Raw genomic sequence first — 13959 nt, 5'->3', positions numbered from 1 at the left:
GGCGTAACAGGTGCCCCTGCATATAAGACGCAGCGGGTGCGCCGCAGGGGGCCATCGGTTTTGATCTTTTTTAGAAAAAATTTCCGGCGGAGGCGGCCAGCCACACCAGCACAATGGGCGCGTTGCCAAGCCTGGAGCGGATAAAGGCCGTTACGGCCGCAATGGCCAGCTTCATGTATTTTTTTACGGTGAGCACAGACAGGCTGGTTCGTTTCGATATTTCGGCGTGGGTGAGGCCGTTGCGGCGGCTGAGGATGTACACTTTCTGCTGCTGCGGCGGCAGGTGGGCCACCGCTTCGTCCAGCAGGGTGAAAAAATAGGTGGCGGCATCAGGCTCCGTTACCGTTTCTTCCGCGGGCAGAGAGGGCTGCAACTGCTCCCACTCGGCGCTCAGCCGCTGCTCCCGCATCAGTTTTCGCAACTGGTCCAGCGCATAGTTGCGGCATACGGTGAACAAATAGCTTTTGAAACGCTGTACGTCCGCCAACGCTTCACGCCCCATCCATATTTTCAGGAACACGTCCTGCACAATTTCTTCCGCAGTACCGGCCGAGCGGGTCAGCCTGAATACGAAAGTAAGCAACAGCGGTTGGTACACAGCCATCAGCTCCTGGAAAGCCTTTTCACTGCCCCCCGCTACCTGCTTCAGTAATTCCCTTTCATTATTTATCCCTTTGGCAGACAAGATGCAACAAATAAAAAGTAAAAAAACGGCGGGTTGATGCGCCTGCAGCAATTGGGTACAATATAAAAAGAAGTGCGGGAAGAAAACATAAAAAAAGAGGCCGCCTCTGCGGCAGCCTCTTTCACAACGTCCGGAAACCGGCGTTATACCTTATAATACTGTTCCCAGCCTTTGCGCGGCGGCGGGCCTACCAGCAGCTCGTTGGCCTGTTTGTTATTGGTGATCACTTTCTTCTCGCGGTCAAACTCCAGTTTGGTGTTCATCCACTGCGCCAGTACGCCCAGGCAGAATACCTGGCTCAGCGGGCCGGCAATGGCAAACGGAGAACGCGTTTGTTCTTCGCCCTTGCAGGCCTTCAGGAAGTTGGCGTAGTGGTTGGACGGGCTTTTGGGCACTTCAGGCAGCCTGGATGCCATCTCCTTCGCTTTTTCTTCGGGGATGATGGACAGGGTGCTGCCATGGGAGCCGCCCTTGAAGGTGAGGTCTTTGCTGTAGATGATCTTGCCCGGGTTGAGCTTGGCCGGCTTGATGGCGCCGGTGCTCGGCGGGGGAATGTTCGGGTCCAGGCCTGACACGCCGTACCCTTTCGGGATGGGCGGCAGGTTGTCTACCCCATCGTACCACATCACTTCCACAGGCGGCATGTTGCCGCGTTTCGGGAATTTGAAAGAGAGCGTAGAAGACATGGGATAGAAGAAATTATTGTGGCCGGAGAGTTTCACGGCGCTCACTTCTGACGGCAGGCCCATGTCCAGGAACTGGTGGGCGGTGTCAAGAATGTGCGCTCCCCAGTCTCCCAGCGCGCCCATGCCAAAATCAAACCAGCAGCGCCACTGGCCGTTCACAAAATCCTTGTTGTAGGTGTGGCCCTGCGTAGCCATCTGCCACACGTTCCAGTCTAGCGTAGACGGCACCGGTTCCGCCGCCGGGAAAGATTTGATATGCGTGTCCCAGCCATGCCAGCGGCGGGGGGAGTTCATATGCGCGGTAATGGAGGTCACATCTTTAATAATACCCGCGTCTACCCAGGCCTTGAACTGGAAGTAGTTGGCCTCGGAGTGGCCCTGGTTACCCATCTGGGTTACCACTTTCGGGTATTTTTTAGCCGCTTTCATCATCAGCTCCACCTCGTTGAAGGTGCGGGCCATCGGTTTTTCCACGTACACGTGTTTGCCCAGGCCCATGGCCATCATGGTAATGGGGAAGTGGGAAAAGTCAGGCACGCCCACAGACACGGCGTCTATCTGGCTGCCCATCTTGTCAAACATCTGCCGGAAATCCTGGAAACGCGGCACGTTCGGGAACATCTTCAATATCTTCTGCGTGTGCGGCGCGCCCATGTCTACATCACACAGGGCTACAATGTTGGCAAGGCCGGTCTTATACAGCGCTTCCGTAATTTCCCCGCCGCGGTTGCCAATGCCTATGCAGGCGAGATTCACTTTTTCGTTGGCCCCTATCCTGCGGGGGAGCGGCATGCTCCCGGCCATCAGGATGCCGGGTGCGGCGGCAGCCGCAGAGGCCAGCATGGCTTGTTTCAGGAACGATCTCCTGGAGTATTCGTTATTCATAACAGTACAATGATTTAAAACCTTGACAGCCAAAATACAGAAATTATATTCACAATTGCAATCGATTTCCATAAACGGTACATAAACGGGGGAAAAGGGGGGCCGGTACCTTTGTGCCGCCTGCGCGGGTGCATGGAGATGAACGGCCGGTATCGCCTGCGCCGCCTCATGCAAATGAGCGGCCGGTGGCGCGGCCGGCGCAAAACAAACCGGGCCACCCCTTTCGGTGCGGCCCGGCGTACTTTAACAGTGTGATCGTTTTATGGTTGCTTGAGTTTGGTAGACCCTTCACCTTCAATTTCTTCCAGCAGGGATTCTTTGGTGAGCAGTACGTTGTTCTGCATCCTGGCCTTCGTCCACCGGCCAATGGCGGGATTGTACTCCCCGCCCAGCATCAGCCAGTAACCCAGGTCCGCCGTGTTGTACACCATGCTCATGGTATTGCTGCCGGCGCGGTAGAACGGCTGGTCTGCCACGGTAATGGGGTTTTTCACATCGTACCAGTCCGTATTGGTGATGCGATAACCCAGCGCGGGCGGGCCGGCCGTATAGAGGCTGCCGCCGGTGGCCACAAAGATCACGTCTATGGGCTTGGTATCGGCGTTCACGGTGGTGCCTTCAAATACCGCCAGGCCGGAAGCGTTGCCGCTGTTGGCAAAGAGGCCGCCGGTTTTGTTGCCGAAGCCGTCCCCGTTAGTGGTGGTATAATTGAAAGACCTGATCCAGTTGGAAGTGGAAATGGTGGTGGAGTTGGCCCCGTTGATCCGTTTGCCGGTGCCGCCTACATAAAAGAAGGTGCCTTTATTGGCTTTGCCGGACGTAAGGTTGAACTTGAAGGTACGCATGCTACCGGTACCCCAGCCATTGGCGGGGTAGCCGGTAGGCGTTGAAGCGTTGGCATTATTGGTTACGACTACAGAAAAAGGTGTTACGGCAAAATCAATATCGCGCGTGGCCATCAGCTGGATATATTCATAGTTGCCATCGCCGCCCTTAACATCGCTCATAAAGCCGGTGATGATAATAGGCGTGATCTCCACCACCGCGCTCAGTTCCTGCACGTCTTCTTCCTTACGCAGGCGGAGCTGCGGCATCAGCTGCCCTTCCGTACCGCTGGACACAAACACGACCCCGAAGTAATTGGCCAGCACGGTAAGCGGGTTCTGCGCAAAGGCCGCTGTGGGTTCCGTGTACATCGGCATGTCGCCAAAACCGTCTCCCACCAGCCAGTTGCCAGACAGTACATCTCCCGGCTGGGGCAGCGGGTCAAAACCGCCTTTTACGATGGCCACCAGCGTGTTCTCGTAAATTTCCGGTTTGGCCAGTATCAGGTTGGCGGCCACACGGTTGAGGGGAATGGGAACGTTAGACGCCATTTTGGTAATGTCTTCCGTGGTAACGCCGGTCAATTGCAACTGCCCGTTCACTCTTTTCACTACTTTACCTTCCACCTTGATGTGCAGCGAGTCTCCGGGTACATAGCTGGCGGCGGCATCTCCCAGGGGAACGGCAATACCGCGCAGCTTGCCCAGGCGGCGCGCATCCTGTATCACCAGGATGCCGGGAGGCATGTTGCCCGCGGCGTGGTCAGACACTACCACACCGGCAATCTGGCTGGAACCGAACATGTTGCCGGTGGTCAGCGTTACTTCCCCGCCCTTGGACAGGTTATGCAGGTTGTGGATATCGAAAATGGAAAAGTAGGGGCTGATCACACCACCCGGGTAATTCGACTTTTCGCAGCCCCAGAACAGCAGCGCTGCGGGCAAAAAAAGCAGGTATATAATTTTATTCTTCATTGTTCTTTTTTTATAGGTACAACCATATGGGTTACGGCTTCTGCCACCAAACCTGTGTAGAGATCACGTCAGGCCCCTGGGCCGCCACCGCCTTTTTGTAGTTGGTGGGGTTGGTAGACTGTACGTATACCGGGTAGGTCATGCGCGCGGGCATTACGCCGTTGTTGCGCAGGCCTGCGCCTTTGGGCAGTACCGGGTAGCCGGTGCGGCGGTACTCGAACCACTGCTGCAGGTCTACGAACAGCATGGCGTAGTACTTCTGCAGGTGGATACGCTGCATCTTCTCCTCCAGTGAGGCCGCTTCGTCCCATTCCATATCAGCGGCGGTCAGGTAGTCCGTTACATTACCTTTCCAATCAGGCAGCCAGTAGCGGATGCTGGCGTCCACGCCGTTGGTATAATATGTTTCCGCGGAACCGGCGATCCAGCCCTTTACGGCCGCTTCCGCCAGTATGAACTGTATTTCGGCGTAGTTCATCATAATGCCCGTCATAGGGTCAGACATCATGGTGTATTTGGAGCTGGTGGAATAGAAATAGGAACGTTTCACCGGGTTCTCTCCCGGGGCGTAACCGCTGGGAATGCCCACGTAAGCGCCGGAAGAAGGGGCTATGCGCCACCTGTTGAAACCGTCAAAGCCATGCGTGGGGATGTCTATGCGCGGATCGTTCCAGGAGGTCAGGTTGTCTATAAAGAAGCTGGCAAGGCCCGGCGCCCGGTAATCCTGCTCACGCACGCCCAGCAAGGGAGACACGAAAGGCCCGTTGCCCGTCCACTGCAACACGGCAGATTCTTCGTTCTTGGTGAAAATGGGATAGGTGGAGGCAGCGGTGACGATCTGGTTGATCTTGTCTATGCACATCTGCGATATTTCCGCCTTGCCGGATACCCTCATCAGCAAACGCAGATACAGGGAGTTGCCGAACCGGCGCCATTTGCCCGGGTCGCCGTTGTAAACGGGGTCTCCGCCCACAGTGGCGGAGGCGCCGGTCAGCCAGGTATTGGCCTGTTCCAGCTTGCTGAAAATATCCAGGTAGATATCCTTCTGCGCGTCAAAAGGCGGCTCAAACAGCAGGCTGTCTTTGGCCCTGTTGGAATAGAAATAGGGTACGTCTCCATACGTGTCTGTAAGCATGGAATAGATCCATGACTGGCAGATGAGCGAAATGGCCCTGTACGAGTTATTGAGGGTCAGTTCTTCGCTGGCAATATTGTACATTTCCTTGAAGTTGCTCAGGTCGGAATACCAGGCATTATACAGGTTGTCTGCCCAGTTGGCGCGGAAATCGTACCGGAATACCTTTCCTTCCGCGTCCGTGGCGTCTACCGTTACCTGCATCAGCTCATTATTGAAATTGCGGTTGCGCAGCAGGTTGGCGGAAAGGGTACGGACCAGCGCGGGCGCCAGCAATTGTGCGGGCGTAGCCTTTGCCGCGTTGTTGGGATCTGTATTGATCTCTGTAAAGTTCTTTGTACACGATGACAGCCCGATGCCCAGCATCAGTACAGCACTAGTGATAGTATATATGATCTTCTTCATGGTTATTCAGATTAAAAGCCTACAACTAAGTTAACGCCCAATGTACGGGTAGAAGGGAACTGCCCGATCTCGAAACCCTGTACAATGTCGGTACCGCTGAGCGTGCCAAATTCGGGATCAAACGCCGGCCAGTCTGACCAGATGAACAGGTTGCGGCCGTACACGCCTACGGTCAGGCGCTGCATGCCCAGGCGTTTGGACACTTTCGGGTCTAGCGTATAGTCCAGCCTTGCTTCCCTGAACTTGATAAAGTCTGTGCGGAAGGTGCTGCCCTCTGCATTGTCTATACCAAAGTGGGAACGGTAGTATTCATCAATATCCCTGGCTACCACATCGTTCTTCCGGTACTTGCCGTCTGCGTCCATCACCACGCCATTGCCGATGATACCGCTGTAGCGGCCCGGCAGGGTGTTTTTGGTTTTGCCCTGTTCAGCCAGCTTGTAGTGAGTGAGCGAGTGGCCTACCGCGCCGTACTGCCCGTCAAACAGCACATTCAGGCGCCATTGTTTGTAGATGAACTCGTTGCTGAAACCCAGCCGCCATTTGGGGATGGTGTTGCCCAGGTATTTCACGTCTTCGGAAATCTTGGCCCAGCCTGTTCTTTCATCATATACCACTTGTCCGTCAGGAGAACGTACATAACCTCTTCCGTAGAGGTCTCCCATGCTGCCGCCAACGGTGGCAACGATCTGGCCGCCGCCCACGGGGCCTGTTTGCAACACTACAAAGCTGTCTGCCAGTTGTGTAATGGTGTTTTTATTGGCGGAGAACACTACGTTGGTATTCCAGGTAAACCCTTCCTTGTTCTTCAGCGGGGAACCGTTCAGGGTGACCTCGATACCTTTGTTGTTCACCTTGCCGGCATTGATGAAAGCCCTGGTATAACCGGAGGCCCGGTCTACGATACGCTGCAGTATCTGGTCTTTGGTATTGGCGGTGTAAACGGTCACATCCACCCCAAAGCGGTTCTTGAACATTTTCACAGCGGCGCCTGCTTCGTACGTGATGGTACGGAGCGGCCGCAGGTCAGGGTTGGCCAGTGAAGAAGGCAACCTCAGACCTCCGCTGTACAGGCTGCCTGCCGTGGCAAAGTTATGCGCGGTGCGGTAAGGTACGGTACCCCCGCTGCCAACGCCGGCCACGGAAAAACGCAGTTTGGCAAAGTTGATGGACTGCGGCAACCTGAAAGCGTCAGAAGGGATGAAGCTCGCGCTCACAGAAGGATAAAAGAACCCTGAATTGGCGGTACGCTCGGGTGTGGCCAATACGCTGTTCCAGTCTTGCCGGGCCGTGAGGTCCATGAACAGGTACCCTTTATACGCGCCGGAGATGAGGCCGTAGAAACTGTTGATGGCGTATTTGCTTCTCCAGGGCATGGTTACCAGCGGGCCTGCGGCGTTAGACATGGAGTAGATGCCGGGATAAATGAGGGAGTCTGCCCGCACTTCGTCCCGGTTGTAGGTATTGCGCAGCATGCTGCCGCCGGCGGTAACGCTGAAATCAAAGTCGGCATTCACCTTTTTTGCATAACGCAGCAAGAAGTCGGAGCTGGCCTCCTGTGAAAAGATGTTCTGCGTGCGGTAGCTGCCTTTCTGGAACTTGGCGCCCGCGTCATAAGGGCGCTCCTGCGCGCGTTGCTCATACCCGAAGTCCATAGAGGTACGCACCTGCAGGCTCAGTTCTTTGGTGAAAGCATAGGTAGCCTGCACGTTGCCCGTTACCCCGTGGCGGTTGGTACGGTTAATGAACTCGTAAGCCACGGCATAGGGGTTTTCCGGGAAAGTGCTGTAGGGGAAAGATATTTTCCGGTCTTCCTGCCCGTTGATCCAGTAGTTGCGCAGCCAGTCAAGGTCAGCGCTGGGCTGCCAGAAGATGTACCAGTACATGATAGACTGGTTGCCGTACCCCGCACCGGGCAGGTTATCGCTCTTCTTGTTGGTATAGTTGATCTTTGACGAGATGGTGAGTTTATCGTTTACCTTGGAGTTGACGGACATAGATACCGTGTTACGCTGGTAACCGGTGTTGGGAATGATCCAGCTGTTATTGGCATTGGTAAGCGAGAAGCGGGCGGTGGTTTTGTCTGTACCGCCGTCTACGCTGATGGTATTGGTATAGGTCTCTCCTTTTCCGAAGAAGTTATTCACCTTGTTTTTATACGGTACCCAGGGCGTTCTTTCCGCGCCCACCTTTTGGGCAACGGGGTCGTACTGGAAGAATTGCTGCCCTTCAAAACGCGGGCCGTAGGCAGAGCTGGTGCCGCTGGTGCTGCCGCCGTCTACAGACGCGCCGTATGAATAATAGTCAGCGCCGTCCAGGCCCTGGCCATATTCAAACTGCAGGTCGGGCCAGCGGTTCACTTGCTCCATAGAAGCGTTGGAGTTGATGGAAACGCCCAGGCCTTTCTTTTTGCTGCTGCCTGATTTGGTGGTGATGATGATGGCCCCGTTAGCGCCACGCTGGCCGTACAATGCGGCAGCGCCGGGCCCTTTGAGGATGGTGAGGCTCTCAATATCTTCCGGGTTGATATCATTCAGGCCGCTGCCATAATCCGCCGGCATGTTATCGCTGCCGGTGCCGTAAGCCGTTTCTCCTTCAATGGCGCTGCGGCGGCCGCTGCCCTGGTTGATCACCACCCCGTCTACCACTATCAGCGCCTCGTTATCGTCAGTGAGGTTGTTCTCGCCGCGGAGGATGATCTTGTTGGAGGCGGTGGGGCCGCTGCCGGAACGTACCAGGTTAACGCCGGCCACTTTGCCGGAGAGGGCGTCTGTCCAGTTAGAGGGCAGTGCCTCTGTTAACTGCTCGCCGCTTACTACGGGGGCGGAATAACCCAGCGCCTTTTCATCGCGCTTGATGCCGAGCGCCGTGGTGATCTGCACTTCGTTCAGCATCCTGGAATCAGGCAGCAGCTTCACGTTCAGCATCTGCGTATTCCGGATGGTAAACTCCTGCGATACATATCCGAGGAAAGAAAATGTAAGAACGTTGCCCGGCGCGGGGAGCGTAATAAGGAAACTCCCGTTTTTATCGCTGGCCGTACCCCGGTTGCCCCCCTTCTGCCGGATGGTAACCCCGATCAATGGTTCTCCTTTTTCGTCCGTTACCTTTCCGCGTACTACCACGGAAGAGTCGAACCGGGCGGTTTTTTCAATGTCAGGTTGTAAAATGGCAGGATGCCTTTCTGCTGGCTTGCCCGATGCCATGCCAAAGGCGCACAGATGCAGGCCGGTGATAAGTAGGAAAAAATGTTTCATTCAACAAATTTTAGGTAATGATAACCCTGTGATATTTAGAAAAACAGATCTCAGCGACGATAACGATCCTGGTTTTGCGGCTCGCATCAATATTGTACCTGACGATTTACCGGCCGCAAGGTATACGCGCTATGTGAACTCAATGTTAAGCGTGGAAAAATTCTGTTGCTTTTTATTATTATTTGTTGCTAACAGATGTTGATTTTGGTTTTTTTTGAAAAAGCATCGCCCTGCCCGTTGTGCAGCAGCATACAACGGCCGGGCCGGCCTCGCTGGCCAACCTGTCTGTTTAATTGATGGTTGAAAAATTGAAGGATGTCCGGTACTCACACCGATTGCCTACTCCTGAAAATCCTGGCTGACTGATACACCCGTTTATACGCCGGGCTACCGTGGAATGCTTCTTCTGTTTCTCATCATCCTATGGAACAACGCTAAAGTAGAGAAAAAAAGAAATTTAACAAAATTTAATTAAAGGTAAATAAGTGTAACCTAACTGAAATATACCGAAACCACTCTATCCGGCCAGCTTCCGGATGGCTATACGCAATTGTAACCCCATGTGGTGAAGGGTTTCCGAGAAAACATCGTTTAAAGGCCTTCCCTGTGGCCGCCTTCCGAAGGTTTCATTAAAGAAACGGCATTTTTCCTGTATCTCTTTACAGGGCATAAAAAAAGCCGGCCCGAAGGAGGCCGGCTTATACAAACTATGCTGTTGTGATCAGACAATGTCATATTCTTTTTTCCAGACCTGCTGTACGTGCTGGTCTGCCGCTTCATTGCCCATAATGATCGCTACGGAGGCCATATGGGCCGTTTCTTCATTAGAGGCGGGCTTTTTGCCGTCCCGTATGCAGGCCGCAAAATTTTTCAGCGCATAAATAGTAGGTTCGGGGTTAGGCTCTCCCGGCGCCCTGTACGTCAGCTCCTCTCCTGCCACCGGAGCTTTCACCGTGGCGTTGGTAACACCGTCTACCGTGGCCCTTTTGATGGCCCGCGGCTCGGGGTACAGCAACGCCTTGTTGCGGGAAATATCTATGGTGGCGCGGGAGCCCAGTACGCGGATGTTATAATCGCGGTAGGCGTTGGAAAGCATGGAAGACACGCTGCTCTGGATGCCGCCGGGGTATTCGTATACCGTGCGGATGGTATCGTAGGTATCCCGCCCGTCTTTCCAGAAATTGATGCTGCCGGTGCCCACTACGCTCACCGGGTGCGTGCCCAGGAGGTAATGCACCATGTCTATCTGGTGTGCGCAAAGCTCGGAAAGCGGGCCGCCGCAATACTCCCGGTACATTCTCCAGTTAATGGCCCTTTCCAGGGCAGGATCGTTGTTGGGCCTGCGCCAGTTGGAATTTTGATGGTACTGGCATTCAAAGCCGGTAATGGTGCCCAGCCAGCCTTCTTCTATGGCCTGTTTAACACGTTTGTACAGATCGTAGTAACGGTACTGGAAACCTACCTGGAATACCTTTCCGCTGGCCTTTACCTTTTTTACGAGCGAAAGCGACTGGGGAATGCTGTATGTCATTGACTTTTCAAGATATACGTGCTTGCCGGCGTCAAGCGCCGCCACGGCAATTTCATAGTGCGTATATAAAGGTGTGGCAATGATCACCGCGTCCAGCTCCTTATTGTCCAGCAACGCCTTGTAGTTGTTGTAAGACTTTGCGCCCGGCGCCGCCTGTTTCATGCCCAGGGCCAGGTGGGAAGGGATGGGATCGCAACAGGCGGCCAGCTCTACTTCAGGAATTTCCTTCAGTAAAGCCGCCAGCCCGGTGCCCCTTGAACCGGCGCCGATGAGGCCCAGTTTTATTGTAGCGGAAGGAGCAGTGGCACGCGCCAGGGAGGGTAGCCCCAAAGCCGCGCCAGTCAATAGTATGCCGCCAGATGCAATAAATTTACGGCGGGAAAAAGGAGTATGTTTTTCCATGTGTTGATGTTTTCCGGGTACGTTACCGAAAATTAGGCAATTTCTTTGATTCAGCATAATATTTTAGCAGGAAAACCGCCGCCAACATTTCAGCCCTTGCTATAAAAGGCGTATCTTTGTATTTAATGCTGGACATTCACTACATACAAACAGCAGCCTCGTTTGCCAACTATCCGGGGACCTTTGCCAGTGTTTTTCTACTGCCCGGCAAAGCGTACTTCTATTCCAACTTCAAAGACTTCTATTGGTTAGCCCCCGCCTGTTAGTACCTGCAACAGCCGGGGGGTATACCGTTTATCAAGATTGATCGTAGCGTGAAGCTGCGGGCAACCAGCATCAGCTTGACCACTAGTCATTGCGCTGCGGTCAATGCTGCTGACAATCACAGGCAACAGCCTGTAGCTGCAGGCACGGATAGCCACACCGCTTCCGTTGCCGCTACACACGCATTTTATCCCGGCGCCGTCTGCTGAAGACGCTGCCCCGGGGCAGGCATTGCCATGTTTTCACCATAAATAATCCGGAAATGAACATTACACAAAAATCACAACCCATCATACACCAGGACGATCACGCTATTATTCTCACTTACCTGGGCACAGAAGCTACCGACCCGCTGAAAGCCAAGCTGGAACAGGCTAAAATTGTTCCGCAAGACGAGTTCCCGCGCGATGTGGTGCGCCTTCATTCAAGAGTAGTGGTAAGGGACAAGATGGCCCGCATGAACTTCACGTACCACGTAGCTTTGCCGGGCAGCAACCAGTCTGTGGTAGCGCCCATCGGCATGGCCATACTGGGGTTGCAGAAAGGAGAAGAAGTGAGGCTGCAGGAGCGGAACGGCAAGAAGTACTACATTGTAATGGAAGTATCTAACCCTGCCGGCTAAACGGGCCATATCGTTGTTTTGGTTAATACGGCGGGCGCCCTGGAAACCGGGGCGCCCGCCTCTTTTTATTCCGGTGCAATTTCCACCAGGCACACTTCCTTCGGCGCCAGCTCAAACCGCACATTGACGGTACCGCCGGCATAACTGCCCAGCTCCCGGCGCCCGCCTGCATGCACCAGGTAGATCTTTCCCTTGTTGCCCAAACCATAGTCTGCCGCTTGTAGCTGCATGGCAACGGCATACGGCCGCTGCTGCACGCTGGCAAGCGCTATGCCCAGCGTACCGTCTGTTGCGGACCAGGCGGAGTGGTACACGGTGGGGTAGGTTTGCTCAAATGCGGTAACCTTTTCTTTCTGCCCTGCGTAAATGGAGAGGCGGGACATGGGGAAGCGCTCCTCCGGCACCACCATATGCGGCGCCCGCCGGTAAGTGCCGTACAGCAGGTATTTAAGGCTGTTGTTCCTGACCCGGGCCAGTTGCAGCAGGTAATCTATTTCTTCTTTCCTTTCCGTGGCCAGCAGGGGTTTATAATTGGCTATCATGGGCTGCATGCCCCATGCAAAAGAACGCGCCTGCTCCAGCAGGAACTGCCGGTTGAAAGCCGTATCCAGCGGCTGCAGCATATTGGCGGGGCGGTGCTCCGCGGGCCACAATGCATCGTACGGCGGCGTTAGCAGCGAAGAGTAATTGCCGTAGGCCAGCGCGTACGGGTGATACACGACCTGGAAAAAAGGAATGGCCTGCCAGCCGTGTACGCCGGCGTACCTTTCCCGGCTTACCTGTAGTGCGAGGAAAGCATCTACATAGGGCATCCAGGCTTCTCCCACACCTTCTCCTGAAAGGGTGATCTCCTTGCCGCCGCGCACCCTGGCCCGTATCTGGTCGGAAAGGCGGCCCGAATTGGGCACCCAATAGTTGCCGCCGCCAACGGGGTGGCCATGCGCGGGATCGTAACACATGCGGGTAAGGCAGGTCTGGTCCATGTACACGCCGTCTACGCCGTAGGTATTGAGCACGGTATCGCTGAGGCCGGCATAGGTATCTTTCCAGAAGTCCGTTACGATACACATGTTGGTGAGCGCCTTGCCGGTAAAAATATTGTAGACATGAGAGGCGGGCTTGCCGTCAGCATTCTTTACGCTGTAACGTTCCGCGCCCTTTGTTTCCCAGCTTGCGGTAGCGTTGCCCCATTGTATCTGGTTCATGTACACCAGGGAGCGCACACCATGCGCCTGTGCTTTTTTAACCGCTGCCATAAACGGCTCCCGGCCTTCGCGCGGGGGCACATACTCCGGGAAACCATCGTCATAAGAGCAGCCGTGCCACCAGTGCCACAGCACATTAACGGGCAGGCCAAGGCGCTGCTGCAGGTCTGCCGCGGGCTCCAGCACTTCGCCGGAGGTGCCCCTGTTCCATACCCACAGCGCGGTGCTCTTCAGCCAGCTGGCCACCTTGTTGCCATGGAGGCGGCTTTGACGGCACCAGCTTTGTTTTTCTCCCCATTGGCGGTACAGCTCCGCGGCGCTGATCCAGTCTCCCGTAAAAGCGCCGATCACCGCGTTGTAAGGCATGCTGTACCGTTGCAGGCCAGGCGTTTGTTCCGGGTAGTTCACCATGTAGTACGTCAGCTTTTCATCCGTGCCCAACTGCACGCCAAGGTTCTTGCGGTAGGCGGCCGCATCGTCCGCGGCGGCATATAAACCGCCCTGGTTGTCATACAATGCTACCAGCTGCATAGAGAGGTGGCCGGGGTAAAACCATTCAAATTTTGCGCCCGGCTTTTTGAGCTGCTGGCCGGGGTTGGCCAGCAACTCCCCCATCCAGTTAGGTACGGCGAGGTTGGTGCCGGCCGTATTCTGCAACCCTCCTATTTGCGGGAATACGATACCAGGCACCTGGTCGCCGTTCATGCCTTCTATTGCCAGATGCCAGTCAGACAGGGCTTCCTGTTCCCGCAGGCGAATGGTCACTGTAACGGTGATGTTTTTGTTCTTTACAGCGGGCAGCCCTTTCCATGTCATGACCAGGTGGCCTGGTGCTGCGATCCGGTGGGTGAAGCTGCTGAACGCGCTGCCGGTTACCTGCCGCCCGCCTATGGTGATCTCCCACGCGGCGGCGCCGCCGGCATTGCTGACGGTACGCCGGTGCTGCAAATCTTCCATGCTCACCAGGCCGCCGTGGCGCGGCTCAAATGTGAAACGGAGCTTTTTATTTTCCAGCCTGATGTTGCCGCACCATGCCGGTATGGCCAGCAGTATGAACGCGGCCGCGCAAATGAATGCCCTCAT

General features: G+C 55.1%; 8 protein-coding genes. 1 reads left to right on the top strand and 7 read right to left on the bottom strand.

Going from position 1 to position 13959, the window contains the following annotated elements:
* Positions 1-70 precede the first annotated feature (70 nt).
* The 6 genes from D3A97_RS14305 to D3A97_RS14280 form a co-directional block, all read right to left on the bottom strand.
* The gene (locus D3A97_RS14305; RefSeq protein WP_119079161.1) at positions 71-685 is read right to left on the bottom strand and encodes an RNA polymerase sigma factor; all 615 of its coding nucleotides are present in this window, start codon (positions 683-685) and stop codon (positions 71-73) included.
* Positions 686-828: 143 nt separating this feature from the next.
* Positions 829-2256 (bottom strand): Gfo/Idh/MocA family oxidoreductase, encoded by a 1428-nt coding sequence (locus tag D3A97_RS14300; protein ID WP_119079160.1) that lies wholly within the window; start codon positions 2254-2256, stop codon positions 829-831.
* A 260-nt stretch (positions 2257-2516) separates the two neighbouring features.
* On the bottom strand, positions 2517-4055 hold the full coding sequence (locus D3A97_RS14295; RefSeq protein WP_119079159.1) for a DUF5689 domain-containing protein: 1539 nt from the start codon (positions 4053-4055) through the stop codon (positions 2517-2519).
* A gap of 31 nt (positions 4056-4086) precedes the next feature.
* Positions 4087-5595 (bottom strand): SusD/RagB family nutrient-binding outer membrane lipoprotein, encoded by a 1509-nt coding sequence (locus tag D3A97_RS14290; RefSeq protein ID WP_119079158.1) that lies wholly within the window; start codon positions 5593-5595, stop codon positions 4087-4089.
* Positions 5596-5606: 11 nt separating this feature from the next.
* Positions 5607-8852, bottom strand: a complete 3246-nt coding sequence (locus D3A97_RS14285; RefSeq protein WP_119079157.1) for a SusC/RagA family TonB-linked outer membrane protein — start codon at positions 8850-8852, stop codon at positions 5607-5609.
* A 721-nt stretch (positions 8853-9573) separates the two neighbouring features.
* Positions 9574-10785, bottom strand: a complete 1212-nt coding sequence (locus D3A97_RS14280; protein WP_119079156.1) for a Gfo/Idh/MocA family protein — start codon at positions 10783-10785, stop codon at positions 9574-9576.
* Positions 10786-11311: 526 nt separating this feature from the next.
* Between D3A97_RS14280 and D3A97_RS14275 the strand changes: the two genes are divergently transcribed.
* Entirely contained in the window at positions 11312-11671 is a 360-nt protein-coding gene (locus D3A97_RS14275) for a GreA/GreB family elongation factor (RefSeq protein ID WP_119079155.1), read from the top strand.
* A 65-nt stretch (positions 11672-11736) separates the two neighbouring features.
* Here D3A97_RS14275 and D3A97_RS14270 read toward each other — a convergent pair whose 3' ends face one another.
* Positions 11737-13959: a DUF6259 domain-containing protein gene (locus D3A97_RS14270; RefSeq protein ID WP_119079154.1), complete on the bottom strand. Its 2223-nt coding sequence runs from the start codon at positions 13957-13959 to the stop codon at positions 11737-11739.

Source organism: Chitinophaga alhagiae (assembly GCF_003568665.1).
Lineage (GTDB): Bacteria > Bacteroidota > Bacteroidia > Chitinophagales > Chitinophagaceae > Chitinophaga > Chitinophaga alhagiae.
This window is presented reverse-complemented; position numbering and strand designations above follow the sequence as displayed.

What these genes read in the sequence shown, in the direction of transcription:
- D3A97_RS14300 (WP_119079160.1), bottom strand. Translation starts at nt 2,256, where the DNA reads ATGAATAACGAATACTCCAGGAGATCGTTCCTGAAACAAGCCATGCTG.
- D3A97_RS14295 (WP_119079159.1), bottom strand. Translation starts at nt 4,055, where the DNA reads ATGAAGAATAAAATTATATACCTGCTTTTTTTGCCCGCAGCGCTGCTG.
- D3A97_RS14290 (WP_119079158.1), bottom strand. Translation starts at nt 5,595, where the DNA reads ATGAAGAAGATCATATATACTATCACTAGTGCTGTACTGATGCTGGGC.
- D3A97_RS14285 (WP_119079157.1), bottom strand. Translation starts at nt 8,852, where the DNA reads ATGAAACATTTTTTCCTACTTATCACCGGCCTGCATCTGTGCGCCTTT.
- D3A97_RS14280 (WP_119079156.1), bottom strand. Translation starts at nt 10,785, where the DNA reads ATGGAAAAACATACTCCTTTTTCCCGCCGTAAATTTATTGCATCTGGC.
- D3A97_RS14275 (WP_119079155.1), top strand. Translation starts at nt 11,312, where the DNA reads ATGAACATTACACAAAAATCACAACCCATCATACACCAGGACGATCAC.
- D3A97_RS14270 (WP_119079154.1), bottom strand. Translation starts at nt 13,959, where the DNA reads ATGAGGGCATTCATTTGCGCGGCCGCGTTCATACTGCTGGCCATACCG.